Raw genomic sequence first — 18,130 nt, forward strand, 5'->3', positions numbered from 1 at the left:
TTCCTTCTTTAAAGTTAAGTTTGAATGTAAGTCATTAAGTTTTCTGAATGCAAAATTCGACGGTAAAAATATCGATTTTACAAAAGCGAACTTTAATTTAGAAAATCTTGATTTTAGCAACGCTAAATTTGGAAATGGGAATGTAAAATTCCAATCATGCAAAATCCAGGGAGGAGATACAAGCTTCTTTAGATGCCAATTCGGTAACAAAAGATTGAGCTTTGAAGGAACTGATTTCGGTAATGGCAATGTAGACTTTCGTTTTACAAAGTTGAATGGAAATGTTGATTTTTCAAAGACTACTTTTGGTGAAGGCGACGTTAACTTTTATGCAACTTCATTTAGAACAGCATCTTTCGATGAAGATGAAACAATATCATCTGTAAGCTTCAAAGATAGTAGATTTTCATCAGGAAACTTAGACTTTACTAGGGCAAACTTTGGAGGAAACAATGTTAATTTCGAAAGAATGGAAAAGTTAAGTGGTGATACTATTTTTGTTAACTCTAAGTTCAGCTCCGGTAAAGTAGCTTCAACAGGCTTATTTAACCGTAAAGTAAAAGTTAACTTTTCAAGAGCAAACTTTGGTAGTGGCGATACAAATTTTTCCAAATCTGATTTCAGTGGTACTAAAGTTTTATTTAAAAAAGTAAGTTTTGGTGGGAATGCCGATTTCTCAGAGCTTACTTATTGTAATGAAATTGAATTTTTTGACCTTAGCTTTTCAACATTTGGAAAAAGCTTAGATTTATCAGATAACTTATTTTCGTTAGTTCCAGATCTTACTTACACTAAACTTACAAACCATGCAGCCCTTGATCATTTTTATCCTCAATGTATATATGAAAACAGATTCTTTTTTTTCAGCACTGTAAAAGACCGTGCAGATATATCTAGATTAAGAAGATTAAAAGAGCTAGCTGAATCAGCAAAAGATCACGAACGAGCTTTAATGTTCCATAGTGAAGAGTTAAAAGCTAAGCGATGGAAAGAGTCTAATGCCGCACAATCTATTTTAGACATAATTTTTTCAATAGTTAGTAATTATGGTCGTTCAATCGCACGCCCTATGTTTATCTTATTAATTTTAATTACAACTATAACAAGGTTATATGTAGAATTTGATGCAGGTAAATATAAGGAGCTATCAGAAAAACCTCATGCGTTAGAATCTGCATACATATATTCTTTAACATATACACTTTCTAATTCAATGCCTTTTTTCCCTGGTGGTAAGGGAATAATTAAAGAGTCAAAAGATAATTTAAAGAATCATTCTAAAATCGAGTTACCAAAACATAGTGGCGTTATAAATATTTTCCTAGGTATATTTTCAACTATATTCTTGTTTTTGATAGGACTAGCATTAAGAAATCGATTCCGCCTTTAGGAAAGTCTTTAAAATATGAGCCCGTTCCCAAGCGGACTCATTAATATTAAACAAATTCACTTCATAAAATCAGGCATGGCTCCTTGCTGTCTTGACGAATCCAACTTACTAACAGCTTCAAATCGTGTTCTATCCATTAAATGGGCGTAACGCTTTGTGGTCTCTATCTGCTTGTGATTGAGCAGCTGACTTACCATGTAAATATTGCCCGTTTGCATCATCACCTTAGAAGCAAAGTCATGGCGTAAATCATAGAGTCTGAAGCTTTCTATCTTTGCGTCCTTAAGCAACTTAGTCCAAGGCTTCTTAATCGTTGTTAACTGTAAGCTAGGGTTCGTCGGTGACGGAAACAGCCATGACTCTGCTCGAGTCTTAAAGTGTCTTGCTGACTCACTGTGTAAGCGGTGTTTACGCCACTCAACGAGTGTCGCATGGGCAAGTTCATTCAATGGAATAAAGTTTGAGACACCGCGTTTATCTAATGATTTTCTGATACGGAAGAATCGATTTTCAAGATCGACATCTTGCCAGCGAGAGTTGAATAGAGTCCCAGGTCTTATTCCTGTCTCTTTAAACAAAATAATGAAAGGAGTCACATGATCGGCAAATTGGCAATCAGCCAAATCGTCAGGCGTCTGTAACCTGCGTTTTTCTCTATGCTCAATGGTTCGAATTCGTTGATCATGCTTCATAGAGTTGCGCTGATTAATTGCATCGTAAAGCCTCAGCTCTTCGCTATCAGACAAATAACGAATGATCTGATTATCAACTTTGATTTTGGGCAAAGTGTATAAGTCATGCTCTCTGATAACGCCCTTTTCTTTTGCTAGCTGGATGCAGGCTCTTAGGGTGCAGATGGTCTCTTTTAGCGTTGAGGGCTTAACACTCCACAAGCTTTCTCCGGCCGCTAATTGCCTCTTGGTTAGCTTACGCTCCTTAGAACGCATCCACTCACGAACCACCTCTGCTGTTATGTCGGATACAGGGCTTTCAAGATACTTCTTGAAGTTGCGTTCAATCACCCTTATTTTACACATCACCGTTTTTGGGTTTTCATAGCGTTTTGTTTCAAGGTAATCAGAATATAAAAAGGTATGTAAAGTGGTATAACAACTATCCTGCTGTAGTCCCTTCTTTTGCTTTTCAATCAGCTTAATGCCTAGGTTATTGCCTGATTTAAGTTGAGTGGCAGCTTTAACTAGCTGGCTTATGTTGTCCTTTGATAAATCCCCTACTTTGGTGGTACTTAACTTTGCAGTTAATGCATCTCTATATCGCAAATACACAACTGCTGCCTTAGATTCGTCTTTTGAGGCTAATGTTGCTTTAGTGAGTGTCAATTGCGCTCTATAAAATCGAACCGATAACCCCTTCAGCTCGGTGCAATTGAGTACAAAGTATTTTGTATCGCCTTGCCACCATCGCTCAATTTCATTGTGAAAGAGATCAATCGACTCTGTTGAGAAAGAAGAGTCAAGGTAAGACTTAAATGCTAAAAACTTTTGATTAGGCTTAGCGGTTTTCTTGTTAAGGCATGTTGCCGCATAACAAAGAAATTGGTCGATAGATTTGTTCGAAAAGGAAATTTGTAGATTTGTATTCATCAGTATGCGTTCTCATTTCAGTGAAATTTGATCGCACACCTGTCGCACAAGAAACATGGTTATTAATGCAAATCAGTGCAAAAGCGATTTTACTCAAAAAACTAAAAAGCTTGCTTTTCAGTGATATAGGTAATACCCTATTATCAGCTCAAATAAGCAACCTGGACTCATAATCGTCAGGTCCACAGTTCAAGTCTGTGAGGGGCCACCAATTTAAAACGAAGAAGCCTACCTTGTGTAGGCTTTTTTGTATCTGTAGAAAATGGCATGACATCATGTAAAAGCCGTAATCGTCATCAATTCATGCAGTTCAAGTCAGGTAAGTGCCACCAATTTTGATAAGCCGCTTAAAGAAATTTAAGCGGCTTTTTCATGTCTGTAATTTGGCTGGCAGAAGTAAAAACTATTATCGTCATCAATTCATGCAGTTCAAGTCTGTGAGCCGACACCAATTTAAAACGAAGAATCCCATTGATTCAATGGGCTTTTTTGTACCTGAAATTCAAGAACTGCTATTTTGCAAGTTTTGAACTTAGGCCCCATCGCACACATATCGCTTATTACTGCTAATCAATATCAATATCACCGTCTTTATGATCATACATATCGGGCGTGGTATGCAGATTTCCTGCAAAGCCTGCTTTCTCTAACTGCCTGCGAACCGCTTTGACCTGCTCAGCTGTAACGGGCTCCTTTCTATCACCTAAATAATGACGAACAAAGCTAATCAAATTGGCTAACTCAGTGTCGGTCAAAACATTTTGAAAGCTAGTCATAGGCATGAAGTTACGCTCTTCATCGAGATAAGTCGGTGACAAGCCGCGGATAGTTACGGCTATGGTATTAAACGGGTCGCTGTGCATGATTATGCCGTTATTGAGCAATGTTGGCGCAATTGGATCTCGACCTTTACCATCTTCACCATGACAGGCACCACAAGTCTCTGCATACAATGAATACGTATCAAACTGTTTATCTGCATAAGCTTCTGCCGTAAACCCGGTTGGGTTGAGTTGCCTAGTATCAGCTGGAATGGTGTTGTGCTCATCCCCTACTAACAAGTAGCGTGAAATGGTTTTAATGTCATCACGGGTCATTAAGCTAGTACTGTTTTTAACCACATCAGCCATACCCGCAAAAGCAGAGCCTTTAGACGAATGTCCGGTGTGCAAAAAGTCTGTTAACGACTCAATATCCCACCTATCTTGATAAAGCTCTTTAGCGCTAATATCAGGTGCATTCCAACCATCAATCAGATTACCTTGGAATATTTTCTCGGGTATTAATGCTTGGGCTAAGTTTCGAGGGGTATGGCATTCACTACAATGGCCTAGCCCCATGACCCAATACTTACCCTGTTGCCACTCTTTTAACTCTTGCTCGTCCAAATCAGCATGCTTAGGAGCTTCATAGGAAAGCGGTGCGGTATCCATAAAGACCAAGTTCCAGCCTAACAATCCGGTACGTATGTTCGATGGGAAAATCATCTCATTCTTATCGTTTTGCCTTGCAACAACGGTTATCGATTGCAAGTAACTCCATAAGTCCTGAGTGTCTTGCTCTTTTAAATATTGATACGAGGTGTAAGGCATTGCAGGGTAGAGATAACCATGACGGCCTTTGCCCTCATACAAGGCAGCCTTAAAATCGGCGTAATCATCACTACCTATCCCTTCGCTAACATGCGGGGTAATATTGGTTGAATACACAGTACCAAACGGCGTCTTAAACGGCAGGCCACCAGCAAATCGCTCACCACCTTCTGAGCTGTGGCAAGCCACACAGTCGCCCGCATTAACTAAATACTCTCCACGTTTAACCGCCTCTGGATCTAGCGCTGCTAACCTAGCATCACGCTCTAAACGCTGCTCTGTAATATAAGCGCCGATTGCTAAGATTTCATCGCTAGTTAACTGGGTCTCAAACCCTGGCATTAGGTTGTTAAGACCAAAATCAATGGTGTGCTTAATCTCTTCAATACTGCCGCCATGAAGCCAAATAGCATCATTGAGTAATGGAGCACCTATTTGAATGTTGGCAACAGTACCGTCGCCATGACAGCTTGCACAATATTGAGCGAATATATCTCTACCTAAATCGATTTTAACCTGTGGCGCATTTAGGTTACGACGTAGAGGCTGTAAGGATGCGATGTAGTAGGCCATTTTGGTAATTTGATCTTCCGATAGAATGCCTTTCCAGCCAGGCATTGCGCCATGTCGCCCCTTTTCTATCGAATGTAAAATCTCGGCCTCTGTGCCGCCATACAACCACTCATTATCAATCAGATTTGGAAAATGCTTTTGCCCCTGCGCATTGCGGCGGTGACATGCCGCGCAATGGTTTTCAAATAAGGCAGCGCCGCTTGCAGTCACCGTCTTGTTGTTCGCGAGTGCCAGTAAACTTTTATCATTTAATGGCGCCATCTCAATTTCTAAATCAGTTACAGGCGAGCTCAACGCATCATCACTTTGCACCCAACCCATTAAGCCGTTCCAATTACCTAATCCCGGATAAAGCACTAAGAAGATAACTGACATAGCAAATGCGACTAGATAGGAGATAAACAATAAGCGAGGAGGAGGCGCATCGTTTTCATCAATGCCATCAAATGTATCAATGGTTTTGTGTTCATCTGCACTGTGATTGTCACGCCAGTACTTAATAATAACCAGTGCCATAAAACTAAGAAAAATAACGATGAATCCTACGACCCATACATTCCAGAAAACAGTCATATTAACGCTCCTGATCACTGGCAGTGTCTTGTCCTAAGCTTTGCAGATATTGAACCAAAGCTTCCCCTTTACTTACGCCTCTTACCGCGAGTCGCGCCCTTTCTATTTCGTTATCTGAATAAGGAACGCCTAATATTTTCAGTGCCCGCATTTTGGCTTCAATTTCATCACCTGTTAGCACCTGTTCAAATAACCAAGGGTACGCGGGCATTAATGATGTCGGTACCACTTGCCTTGGATTGATGAGGTGAATACGTTGCCATTGCTCAGAGTATTTTCGGCCCAGATTAGTTAAGTCTGGTCCAGTTCGTTTTGAGCCCCAAAGATTAGGAAACTCATAAATATCATCCGACTCTTTATTTGCACGACCATCACGTTTAACTTCAGGATCTATGTTTCGTACCATCTGCGTATGACAAACATGGCAGCCCTCACTGATATAAACATCACGCCCGGACACTTCAATGGCTGTTAATGGCTTAGCGAGTGAGTTAGCCCTAATTTCATCAGTACGCACTAAGTTAGGCACAATCAGTACTACAATTGAAAAGCTCGCGACTAGCACTGTTGCGACAATGAGGATCACCAAGGATTGGGTAAAGTCTTTACTAAGCATCTTTACTGCCCTCCACCAATTCAGTTACAGCAACGGTCTTGTACAAATTAAACGCCATTAATAGCAGGCCAAATACAAAACATGCGCCGCCAAAGAAGCGTACAAATAGCCAAGGGGCTTTAAAGTCCATGGCTTCAACAAAACTGTAGGCTAAAGAGCCATTCTCTTGCTGAGCAAGCCACATATAGCCTTCACCAATACCTGCAACCCATAAGGCAATGGCATAAAGGGCAACACCTAGATGTGCTAACCAGAAATGCCACTTAAGTAATCGCTTAGACCAAAGTTCGTTCTTTCCCCACAGCCTTGGAATGAAATAGTAAAATACCGCGATTCCAGACATCCCCACCCAGCCAAGAGCAGCGGAATGCACATGACCAATAATCCACTCAGTATTGTGCGCTAACATATTGAACCAACGTATTGCGAGTAACGGCCCTTCAAACGTGGCTAGGCAGTAATACAAAATTGCCGACATAAAGAACCACATGATGTAATCGGTCTTCAGCTTGGCTTTATTCTGCAATAGTGTCATCGCGCTATTAAAGGCACCGGCCCAGGAAGGCAGCCATAAAATTAGCGACATAACGATACCGATATTTTGCACCCACACAGGGACTGAGGAATAAACGAGGTGATGGGTTCCTGCCCAAGTATAGAAACCAACTAAGCCCCAAAAGTGGATAATTGAAAGTCGGTAGGAATAGATAGGACGTTCAGAGATCTTAGGAATAAAGTAGTAGTTCATGCCGATAATACCGGCTGTAAGCAGAAAGCCGACGGCATTATGCCCCCACCACCACTGCACGATGGCATCTTGCGCGCCAGCAAATACAGAATATGACTTCATAAAGTAGGCAGGTAGCGCCAAATTATTGAGGACGAAAATCAGCGCGATAACAATAATAAATGCACCAAAAAACCAATTAGCCACAAAGATATGGTGCACTTTACGTTTGGCGATAGTGCCAAAAAACAGTACCGCATACAGTACCCAAACAATGACGATTAAGATGTCGATTGGCCACTCGAGCTCTGCGTACTCTTTACTAGTTGTATAACCTAATGGCAAGCTGATGAGCGCGAGCATGAGTACCAATTGCCAACCCCAAAATACCATCCAAGATAGGCTTCTATTGAACAATCTTGTTTGGCCTGTACGCAGCACGATATACAGCGACGTCCCCATTAAGATATTAACGACAAAGCCATAGATCACCCCAGATGTATGCAAGGGACGCAGTCGGCCAAATTGAATATATTCGGAGTCAAAATTAAGTGCGGGCCAATAGAGCTGTGCGGCTAACACCACACCAATAAACATCCCTGCGATCGACCAGCCAAGTGCAGCAATAATAAAATATCGGACGACTTTTACATCATAGTTCTCAGTGCCTACTAGCATGCCCTATTCCTCTTCTTTTTTCGTGCCCAAAACCGAGTAATAGTAGGAGATATCTTTCATATCCTGTTCGCTAAGCGTGTCTGCTTGCTGCTGCATCAAAATGGCCAATCCACTAGTGCGCTGTCTTGACTGGTAATCTTTAAGCGCAGAGATTAAATACCCCATTTTTTGGCCGCGTAAATTGGGATAAGGATCGATGGTAGAGATGCCGTCTTCACCGTGGCAAGTCATACAAACTTTGGCTTTCTCTTTACCGATTTTAAAGCTGGGGTCGTAGTCTGCCGATACGCTTGCTGACCCAAAAATCAGCATTATCAATAGAGGTAATCGATTCATAAGCATTCCCTTATCTTCTTGTGCACCTTATTGAAACTAGTAGGTATTGATTTATTTGCCACAAATTGTGCAATTATCCACCGAAATACCATTACGTTAATTGTCGTGATTCAGTTCAATTTCTCGCAACATAAGTTCAATGTTACTGCCGTCATCAAAGATAAAAGCGATTTGGCCTTGTTTCGACTTGCCGAACGGATAAATTCAAATGAAGATTAACAATCGTTAAGACTCATTATTTTGTGAAGTTAGTCAAAAACATACCTGATTATCCGTGGGATATTTATTCAAACATATCTGCTTATATTGAGTATTGTTGAGAGGCATTAGATGGATTTTATTAGACATGTACCCGCACTATTTTCATTAGTGGCTGGGATTGCAATTATTGAGTGTAGTATTGTTGTCTTAGGCTTGTGCACTAAACGACTGACAAAGTTATTTACTAAGGATTAGCCTAAGCTGTTAGAGCTAAGTCATGAACAGGTTTGCGATATAAGCTTGCTTATCTCTTATACCAATCAGTATAAACATTTAGTCACTCAGCGAGAGTTTAGCGGTTCTGAGGCAAGGCAACGAGTGAAGAGCATAGTTGTTCTACGGTTAAGCTCGTTAACACAGGATCAGAATCGCTAAAACTCGCCATTCTGGAGCGTTTTTGGCTGCCTACTTCTGCGTTGAATAGCTTTATAAGGGAATAACCATTATTGCTGCTATTCGCCTTGAATTAGTTTGCCAAAAATCGCTCTGAGTAGATCAAATTCTTATACTGATTGGTATTAGCTCTATTATGTAACCGTTACTCGCCTGATAAAGCTTGCTCCCCCCAGCATCACATCAAAGTAAACCATTTTTAATCAGATAATTTACTCCCCGAATCACAGCACCTATATTTAAAGGAGTGAGGAATATAAACAAGTAAGGATTTAGCCCTTAATCCATTTACCACAATAGTGATTCTTGGGTATAGCGCGTAAGGTAACAGGAGGATGTTATGCGAAGCCAACAGATCCTTTGTCCAACCGACTTTTCAGAAACTGCATCACACGCCATTAGCTATGCCGTTGAGATGGCAAACTTTTATAAAGTTGGGATCTGTCTACTGCATGTTGTCGATAAGCCTTTTGGCGATAAACATACCCGAGTACTTGCGGTGACCCCTGATGAACTTATCGAGCGATTAGAAAGAGAAGCGGCTGAAAAAATGCAGCAATTTATCGCCTCGTTCGATAGTTACTTTCCTTTTGAAAGTAAAATTTGTCACGGTCATCCCGTCGAACAGATTTTAGCGACAGAAAAAAACATCAGTGCAGGTATGATTGTAATGGCAAGTCATGGACGAGTAGGACTGTCTCACTTCTTAAACGCCAACACCGCTGAAGGGGTTGCCAACAAAGCCCATTGTCCAGTGCTAATAGTAAAGTAATTGGTATTGCCCATAACGATATAGCATCAGGGGGAAATCATTCAGCTTACAAGATCTAAGATATCGGTGTCTTGTCGATTTAGAGGCATAAAAAAATCCGCTATCGAAAAGATCTCGGATTTTTATTTATCTACACTGACTATTTAAAAGCTAACGACTTAAAGCTGACTAATTAAAGCTAACTAAGCGGGACTGAAAACCACCTCAAAACAAGCCTTAATGATCTCTAGGCCTTGATCGACTTGCTCATCAGGGGCGGTGAGCGGCACCAGGATCCGCAGGACATTACCGTAGGTGCCACAAGATAATAAGATCAAGCCCCTATCTCGTGCCTCTTTGAGCATTCGCGCGCAATACTCAGGTGCAGGTTTGCCATCTTGCATTAACTCAACCGCTATCATGGCGCCGAGGCCGCGCACATCAACTATCTGTTTATGCTGATTTGCCATGGCTTGCAGCGACTCTTTTAGCTTAGCGCCAAGCAAATTGGCTCTTTGCAGTAGTTGTTCTTCTTCAAATACCTCTATCACAGCAAGAGCTGCCGCGCAGGCTAACGGACTGCCACCATAGGTGCCACCTAACCCGCCTGCACCAATAGCGTCCATCACCTCGGCTCGCCCTGTAATTCCTGATAGCGGAAAACCTCCTGCAATGGATTTTGCAAAGGTAGTGATATCAGCCGCGGCGCCCATCTGCTCCATCGCAAAAAAGGTGCCAGTTCGCCCTGCGCCCGTCTGCACCTCATCGGCAATCAGCATAATGCCGTACTTATCGCATAGTTGACGTAAACGCTGCATAAACTCTGGCGAAGTATGGTAAAAGCCCCCCTCACCTTGCACAGGCTCGATGATGATTGCCGCAATATCATCAGGCTCAGCATCATTCTTAAAGATGCACTCTATCGATGCCATAGCATCATCATCGCTAACACCATGCAACTCACAAGGAAATTGTGCTCTAAACACATTGGCCGACATCAATCCCATGCCCTTGCTATAAGGAGCGACTTTACCTGTAAGCGCCAACGCCGCCATAGTGCGACCATGGTAACCTGAGGTAAAGGCAATAACACCGCTGCGTTTAGTGTAAGCACGCGCCACTTTAACTGCGTTCTCAACTGCTTCTGAGCCACTGGTAAATAACGCTGTTTTCTTGGCAAAATCCCCAGGCACTAGCTGATTGAGCTTTTCACATACTTGAATGTAATTCTCATAACCCAGCACCATAAAGCAGGTATGAGAAAACAGCTCCAATTGCTCGGCAACAGCGGCTTTAACTTTATCGTGCAGGTGACCGGTATTTAGCACCGCGATGCCACCAGCAAAATCGATAAACTCACGCCCTTCGACATCCCACACACTGGCATTATCGGCCCGCTGAGTATAGATAGGATGAATTTGCCCTACACCATTAGCAACCGCCGCTTGGCGGCGCACCATAAGTGACTCATTAGTTGTCATAATAATTTCCTTTTATAGCTGCTAGCTAAGTAAGCTTGGGCTGGCAGCGAACAGACATTACATAAGTAAACACTAAACCGACATGCAGATGTACTTCATCTCCAAGTACTCTTCGATACCAAATTTCGAGCCTTCACGGCCTAAGCCCGATGACTTAATGCCTCCAAATGGGGCGACTTCGGTGGAGATAAGCCCAGTGTTCACGCCGACCATGCCGTATTCCAATGCTTCCGAGACTTTCCACACAAGGGAGATATCACGGCCATAGAAGTAAGCCGCAAGGCCAAACTCAGTGTCATTGGCTTGCTCTACCACATCATCAACATCTGAGAACTTAAATAGCGGCGCAAGCGGACCAAAAGTTTCTTCCTTGGCCACTAACATGCTTTTATCGACATGGGTGATAATTGTCGGTTCGAAGAAATTACCGCCTAAGCTGGCAAGCTTACCGCCGGCTTTTAGAGTTGCGCCCTTAGACAAGGCATCATCCAGATGTCTTTGTACTTTCGCCACCGCGTCGGCGTTAATAAGCGGCCCTGTTGTTACGCCAGCTTCAGTGCCCACACCCAGTTTCAACTTGGTCACGGCTGCTGCTAACTTCTCGGCAAACTCATCGTAAACGGCATCTTGAACATAGATACGGTTAGCACAGACGCAGGTCTGCCCGGCGTTGCGATATTTAGCTATCATCGCGCCTTCTACGGCGGCATCGATATCGGCATCGTTAAATACGATAAAAGGTGCGTTACCACCAAGTTCCAGTGACATTTTCTTAAGCGTTGGAGCGCACTGCTGCATCAGCTTGATCCCTACCGGCGTCGAGCCAGTAAAAGACAATTTACGTACCACAGGATTGGCACAAAGCTCATTACCGATAGCAATAGCATCGCCTGTCACTACACTAAACACGCCGGCAGGTATGCCTGCACGCTCGGCAAGTTCTGCTAATGCCAGTGCAGTAAAAGGAGTTTGCGGCGCAGGTTTAACCACCATGGTGCAACCCGCTGCCAATGCAGGAGCAGCTTTACGAGTGATCATCGCAGCAGGGAAATTCCATGGTGTAATGGCTGCGGTAACACCAACGCTTTGCTTAATCACCATTAAACGCTTATCGCCTTGATGACCCGGGATCGTATCACCATAGATACGTTTAGCTTCTTCGCTAAACCACTCGATAAATGAAGCGGCATAAACCACTTCACCTATAGCTTCCGCTAATGGTTTACCTTGCTCAGTGGTCATCAGCAGGGCTAAATCATCTTGATGCTCAAGCAATAATTCAAACCAACGATTTAGCTTGGCGCCACGCTCTTTTGCGGTCAATGCCCGCCAAGCTGGCAATGCCTTTTCGGCAGCAGCAATCGCACTCTTGGTTTCAGTCGCGCCCATTACAGGTACACTGCCAATCACCTTTTCGGTTGCAGGGTCTGCTATCGCAACTTTTTCACCGCTTATGGCTTCAAGCCACTGACCATCTATATAACATTGCTGGCGTAGCAAACTCATATCATTTAACTGCACGGGTTACTCCTTAATTTGCTTAAACGCTTATAACCTAAAGCCTTACGACTACTTTAAGCCTAATTGGTTTCGCTTTATTTTCATTGTTTACACACCTAACTTGTCGCGCATTGTGTAGTACCAAGCCCCAATAGCACTAAATGGCACCTTAAACATGTGCCCGCCCGGGAAGGGATAATGAGGCAAGCCAGCAAAAGCATCAAAGCGCGTCGCCTGGCCGTTAATCGCCTCGGCTAAGATCTTGCCAGCTAGATGAGTGTAAGTTACCCCATGACCACTACAGCCTTGTGAATAGTAAATGTTACTGCCAATTCGACCGACTTGTGGCAGGCGAGACAGGGTCAGTAAGAAATTACCCGTCCAAGTATAATCAATCTTCACATCCTTCAATTGTGGGAAGGTCTTAAGCATCTTAGGCCCGATTATCGACTTAATGTCAGCAGGATCGCGGGCACCATAAACCACGCCGCCGCCATAAATTAAGCGGTTATCGCCAGACAAACGGAAGTAATCTAATAGATAGTTACAGTCTTCGACGCAGTAATTTTGCGGCAATAAACTCTTTGCAACTTCATCACTTAGCGGCTCAGTAGTAATCACCTGGGTGCCACAAGGCATAGATTTAGCCTGCAATTTAGGGATAAGCCCCCCTAAGTATGCATTACCCGCAACCACAACAAACTTAGACTTAACACTGCCATGAGCTGTATGAACCACAGGGCTCTCGCCCTCTTTGACCTTAATCACTGCAGAGCTTTCAAAAATCTTGCCTCCCAGCGACTCGACAGCCTGCGCCTCACCTAAGGCAAGGTTTAGCGGATGAATATGCCCGCCACTCTTATCCAGTAAGCCACCCACATAAGACTCAGTGTTCACCACCTTACGGATGTCATTCTTGTCTAACAGCTCAAGGTGATTCATATGACCATGCTTTTCCCATAGCGCTTTTTGCGCTTGCAGGTGGCCCATCTGCTTATCATTTAATGCCGCAAACACACCGCCATCTTGCAGGTCACACTGAATATTATATTTTTTGATCCGCTCTTTAATGATCCGTGCGCCTTCAAAGGCCATCTCACCAAACAGTTTGCCCGCCTCTGTGCCAACGGTTTTTTCGATAGAGTCGATATCACGGCTAAAGCTATTAACGATTTGCCCACCGTTACGCCCCGATGCGCCCCAGCCAATGCGAGCCGCTTCAAGCACTGTAACCTTGTAACCCATCTCAAGTAGGTGCAAGGCCGTCGACAGTCCGGTATAACCGGCACCGATAATGCACACATCGGTGTCGATATTGTCTTGTAACATTGGGCGCTCGGTCTTGTCGTTTGCCGACGCTGCATAATATGAATCAGCATGGGGAGTGGTCATGGTTTCCGCCTGTCTTTGATTGATTATTATTGACATAACTTCTGTCCTTTTATTCTTTGCACTTAAACTGCGAATTTTTCGATCTCGATAAATGAACCGTTTAACGCTTCATTGTATTAAATAACTAGGGGTAAGCAGTGGCACTGGCCGATATGAAAGCTAGCCAGTATTAACGCTAACTTTCATATCGCGGTGACTAAGCGGAGCTTGAGCGCTGCTTTATGTCTGCACGGCGAGCAAAGTACCAAGAGATAAATGCGATCAACGATACGATAAGGATGATCAGTGTTGCCAGCGCATTAATCTTAGGCGAGACGCCCATTCTCACCGAGGAGAACACCACCATAGGCAAGGTGGTTGCTCCCGGCCCTGACGCAAAACTGGCGATCACTAAGTCATCCAATGACAAGCTAAATGACAGTAACCAGCCCGCCACGAGCGCAGGTGAGATCATAGGTACGGTAATGGCAAAGAAGGTTTTAAATGGCGTAGCACCTAAGTCTTGTGCCGCTTCTTCGACCGAGCGGTCTATTTCACGTAAGCGCGATGACACCACTACCGCCACATAAGCGGCGCAGAAAGTTGAGTGGGCAATCCAAACCGTCAACATGCCACGCTCTGCAGGCCAGCCAAAAAAGTCGGCCATATGCACAAACAGCAGCAGCAAAGACAGACCAGTGATCACTTCAGGCATCACCAAAGGTGCGGTGATCATATTCGACAAGGTTAACTTACCCCAACCACGGGCAAATCGAGTCATCACAAACGCCGCCATGGTGCCCAATATCACAGCCATAGTAGAAGCGTAAAATGCCACCTGTAAACTGGTCCAAACCGCATCGAGGATCTGTTGGTCACGCAGCAGTTCGCCGTACCACTTGGTCGAAAATCCCGCCCATACGGTGACTAGCTTAGATTCATTAAATGAGTAAATCACCAAGACAAACATTGGCGCGTACAGGAAAAACATCCCCGCCCAAAGCATAATGGTAGAAAAATTTAACTTCTTCATGCTGTTTTCTCCATCTCTTTTGCCTGATAACGATGGAACAGGGTTATCGGAATAATCAGTAGTCCTAACATCACAATCGCAAGTGCCGAAGCAACTGGCCAATCGCGGTTATTGAAGAACTCTTGCCAAAGCACTTTACCTATCATCAATGAGTCTGGGCCACCGAGTAGCTCAGGGATCACAAACTCACCCACCACCGGAATAAACACCAACATGGAACCTGCAATCACTCCCCCTTTTGATAGAGGTAATGTCACTTTCCAGAAGGTATTGAGGCTACGAGAGCCTAGATCAGCCGCAGCTTCTAGCAAGCTGCCATCGAGTTGAGACAAGTTGGCGTAAAGTGGCAAAATCATAAACGGTAAATAGCTGTAGATGATGCCGATATACACAGCGGTATTGGTGTTTAGGATCTGCAAAGGCTCGGAGATAATACCTGTCCACATCAACAAATTATTAATCACACCATTGTTGCTCAATATGCCCATCCAGGCGTAGACCCGGATAAGAAATGAAGTCCACGAGGGCAACATCACCAGCAGGATTAGCATGGTTTGATTGCGCTTAGGCGCACGAGCAATGGCGTAGGCCATAGGATAACCAATCAGCAAACAGCCTATGGTCGAGATTGTCGCCATCTTGAGCGAGCCTAAGTAGGCGTTATAGTACAAAGAGTCATCGAGAATAAGCAGGTAATTACCCAGATTCAGCATGATCTGCAAAGATTCCTCTGCATACTGAAACAAAGGCTCATAAGGCGGTATCGAGATGATTGGAGTCGAAAAACTTATCTTAAGTACGATAGCGAAAGGCAGTGCGAAGAAGAGTAATAACCAAAAGTATGGGACACCTATAGTCCAGCATTGGCCTTTGGGTAATCGAAATTTTAACGGCTTTTTCATGATTGAATCCTTATGTTCTAAGGACCACTCCGCTGGTGGCCTCCCAGCTAATGAAAACCGCTTCTTCCCACGTAGGAGGGTCTGAACGACGTTCTCGATTAGTCATGATGGTTTGAATAAGCAGGTTATTCGGTAGGCGAATGTAGTACACAGAAATGCCTCCAAGATAAGCGATATCTTCAACCACACCACTAGACCAGTTGTATTCATCTTGAGGCTGCTCTCGGGTAATACGGGTTTTCTCTGGACGCACCGCTATCCATACCGTTTTATCATCGACACTGGTCGAGGCGCCGTGACCAATAAAGATCTGCTGCGATAAACCTGGGCATTCGACAATAACGCGATCGGCCTTATCTTCAACAATCTCGCCTTCAAACAGGTTTACGCTGCCGATAAACTCAGCCACCATGCGGCTACTTGGGCTCTCATAAATATCCGTTGGCGAGCCAGTTTGTGCTATCCAACCTTCATTCATTATCGAGATACGACCCGCCATCGTCATCGCTTCTTCCTGATCATGGGTCACCATCACACAAGTCACGCCAACGGCTTCTAGAATATCCACTACCTCAAGTTGCATCTGAGTACGTAGCTTCTTATCTAATGCCCCCATTGGCTCATCGAGTAGTAACAATTTTGGTCGCTTAGCCAACGAACGGGCCAATGCCACACGTTGACGCTGGCCACCTGATAATTGATTAGGCTTACGCTTGGCGTAAGATTCCATGTGCACTAGCTTCAACATCTCTTGCACACGGGATTCGATTTCAGCTTTGGGTAACTTATCTTGCTTAAGGCCAAAGGCGATGTTTTGCGCCACTGTCATATGTGGGAATAATGCATAAGACTGGAACATCATATTGATAGGCCGCTCATGGGGCGGCATATCGGTAATATCTTCGCCGTCTAGAAGAATACGCCCTTCCGATGGCTTCTCAAATCCAGCTAACATACGTAACAAGGTAGACTTACCCGAGCCTGAGCCGCCTAATAATGCAAAAATCTCCCCTTTCTTGATATTTAGCGTGACATCATCTACTGCACGCACTTCATCAAATAGCTTACTCACTCTGTCTATCTGAAGTAGCACTTCGCCTTGCGTCTTTTTAATCGAGTTATTGGTGACGTCTAAGGTACTAGTCATTTTACTTCTCCAACTAAGGGCATTAATCATCGCCCTTTGTTTCTATTTTACATATTGATCAAAAAGGGCAAGGCGATGCCTTGCCCTTCTGTGCTTAATAGCCTGATTTCACTTTGGTCCAAACACGCGTTAATGAACGCTGTGATTTCATTGGACGTACATCACCGACATACAAGCGATCTAGCACTTCTTTAGTTGGGTAGATAGACGTATTAGTACGTACATCCTCATCGACTAAAGGCAGCGCGGGTACATTTGGATTAGCGTAAGCCACATAGTTAGTAATAGGTGCTATCACCTCAGGGCGGAGTAAGTAGTTAATAAAGGTGTGAGCATTTTTAACGTTAGCCGCATCAGCTGGGATAGCTAACATATCAAACCACAGGTTTGAGCCCTCTTTAGGAATTGAATACTCGATGGTATTACCATTTTCAGCTTCATCGGCGCGATCGGCTGCCTGGAAAATGTCACCCGAGTAGCCAAATGCAACACAGATATCGCCATTGGCTAAATCAGTGATATAACGTGAAGAATGGAAGTAAGTGATATAAGGACGTACCTTAGCGAGTACTTCGCCGGCCTTCTTAAAGTCATCGGCTTTAGTGCTGTTTGGATCAAGTCCTAGGTAGATAAGCGCCATTGGCACCATTTCATCGGCACTATCAAGCAAAGACAAACCACACTGAGACACCTTCTCGGCATACTTAGGGTTGAAAATAAGCTCTAAAGAATCAACCGGTGCATCTTCACCTAAAACAGCTTTTACTTTTTCGACGTTATAGCCAATACCATTGGTGCCCCATAAATACGGTACTGAATACTGATTACCCGGATCGGCAGATTCAAGCTGAGTCATTAGCTCTGGGCTAAGGTTCTTATGATTTGGTAACTGATTTGAGTCTAGCTTTTGGAAGGCGCCCGCTTTAATTTGCTTAGCGAGAAAACTATTCGATGGTACGACAATATCGTAGCCTGAGCGACCTGAAAGTAGCTTAGCTTCCACCACTTCATTACTGTCAAACACATCGTAAACAACACGGATGCCAGTCTCTTTTTGGAAGTTATCTAAGGTATCTTCGGCAATATAATCTGACCAGTTATATACACGAACCACTTCTTCAGCGTATACCGTAGTCGAAGCCATTACACTTGCGGTGACGAGGGCAAGTGTGGTCGCCTTTTGTAAAAGTTTCATGCTATCT

At 43.8% G+C, this 18,130-nt stretch carries 14 protein-coding genes; 2 read left to right on the forward strand and 12 right to left on the reverse strand.

What is annotated here, in order from left to right:
* Positions 1–1,390, forward strand: a 1,390-nt coding sequence (locus tag K5Q73_RS08125) for a pentapeptide repeat-containing protein (protein WP_220766138.1), incomplete at its 5' end; no start/stop codon positions are given.
* A gap of 56 nt (positions 1,391–1,446) precedes the next feature.
* Here K5Q73_RS08125 and K5Q73_RS08130 read toward each other — a convergent pair.
* From K5Q73_RS08130 to K5Q73_RS08150, 5 genes are all read right to left on the reverse strand, one after another.
* Complete coding sequence (locus K5Q73_RS08130; protein WP_220761274.1) at positions 1,447–2,994, reverse strand: site-specific integrase; 1,548 nt, start codon at positions 2,992–2,994, stop codon at positions 1,447–1,449.
* Between the two features lie 566 nt (positions 2,995–3,560).
* Positions 3,561–5,732, reverse strand: coding sequence for a c-type cytochrome (locus K5Q73_RS08135; protein ID WP_220761272.1), 2,172 nt, complete (start codon positions 5,730–5,732; stop codon positions 3,561–3,563).
* A gap of 1 nt (position 5,733) precedes the next feature.
* Positions 5,734–6,348, reverse strand: coding sequence for a cbb3-type cytochrome c oxidase subunit II (locus tag K5Q73_RS08140; RefSeq protein ID WP_220761270.1), 615 nt, complete (start codon positions 6,346–6,348; stop codon positions 5,734–5,736).
* Entirely contained in the window at positions 6,341–7,753 is a 1,413-nt protein-coding gene (gene ccoN / locus K5Q73_RS08145; RefSeq protein WP_220761268.1) for a cytochrome-c oxidase, cbb3-type subunit I, read from the reverse strand. The genes K5Q73_RS08140 and ccoN overlap by 8 nt, the downstream gene beginning before the upstream one ends.
* Positions 7,754–7,756: 3 nt before the next feature.
* Positions 7,757–8,089: a cytochrome c gene (locus K5Q73_RS08150; RefSeq protein ID WP_220761266.1), complete on the reverse strand. Its 333-nt coding sequence runs from the start codon at positions 8,087–8,089 to the stop codon at positions 7,757–7,759.
* 994 nt (positions 8,090–9,083) lie between these two features.
* Between K5Q73_RS08150 and K5Q73_RS08155 the strand changes: the two genes are divergently transcribed.
* The gene (locus K5Q73_RS08155; protein WP_220761264.1) at positions 9,084–9,515 is read left to right on the forward strand and encodes a universal stress protein; all 432 of its coding nucleotides are present in this window, start codon (positions 9,084–9,086) and stop codon (positions 9,513–9,515) included.
* Positions 9,516–9,697: 182 nt separating this feature from the next.
* Here K5Q73_RS08155 and gabT read toward each other — a convergent pair whose 3' ends face one another.
* The 7 genes from gabT to K5Q73_RS08190 form a co-directional block, all read right to left on the reverse strand.
* Entirely contained in the window at positions 9,698–10,978 is a 1,281-nt protein-coding gene (gabT, locus tag K5Q73_RS08160) for a 4-aminobutyrate--2-oxoglutarate transaminase (RefSeq protein WP_220761287.1), read from the reverse strand.
* A gap of 69 nt (positions 10,979–11,047) precedes the next feature.
* Positions 11,048–12,496 carry an NADP-dependent succinate-semialdehyde dehydrogenase gene (gene gabD / locus K5Q73_RS08165; RefSeq protein WP_220761262.1) on the reverse strand — a complete coding sequence of 483 codons (1,449 nt, stop codon included), beginning with the start codon at positions 12,494–12,496 and terminating at the stop codon, positions 11,048–11,050.
* A gap of 87 nt (positions 12,497–12,583) precedes the next feature.
* Entirely contained in the window at positions 12,584–13,903 is a 1,320-nt protein-coding gene (locus K5Q73_RS08170; protein WP_308443281.1) for an FAD-binding oxidoreductase, read from the reverse strand.
* A gap of 160 nt (positions 13,904–14,063) precedes the next feature.
* Positions 14,064–14,879, reverse strand: a complete 816-nt coding sequence (locus K5Q73_RS08175) for an ABC transporter permease subunit (protein WP_220761260.1) — start codon at positions 14,877–14,879, stop codon at positions 14,064–14,066.
* Entirely contained in the window at positions 14,876–15,781 is a 906-nt protein-coding gene (locus K5Q73_RS08180; RefSeq protein ID WP_220761258.1) for an ABC transporter permease subunit, read from the reverse strand. Before K5Q73_RS08180 ends, K5Q73_RS08175 begins: the two co-directional genes overlap by 4 nt.
* A gap of 10 nt (positions 15,782–15,791) precedes the next feature.
* Entirely contained in the window at positions 15,792–16,928 is a 1,137-nt protein-coding gene (potA, locus tag K5Q73_RS08185) for a polyamine ABC transporter ATP-binding protein (protein WP_220761256.1), read from the reverse strand.
* Between the two features lie 94 nt (positions 16,929–17,022).
* The gene (locus tag K5Q73_RS08190; protein WP_220761254.1) at positions 17,023–18,123 is read right to left on the reverse strand and encodes a polyamine ABC transporter substrate-binding protein; all 1,101 of its coding nucleotides are present in this window, start codon (positions 18,121–18,123) and stop codon (positions 17,023–17,025) included.
* Positions 18,124–18,130: the final 7 nt, after the last annotated feature.

This window comes from Shewanella sp. MBTL60-112-B2, from assembly GCF_019655055.1.
Classification (GTDB): domain Bacteria; phylum Pseudomonadota; class Gammaproteobacteria; order Enterobacterales; family Shewanellaceae; genus Shewanella.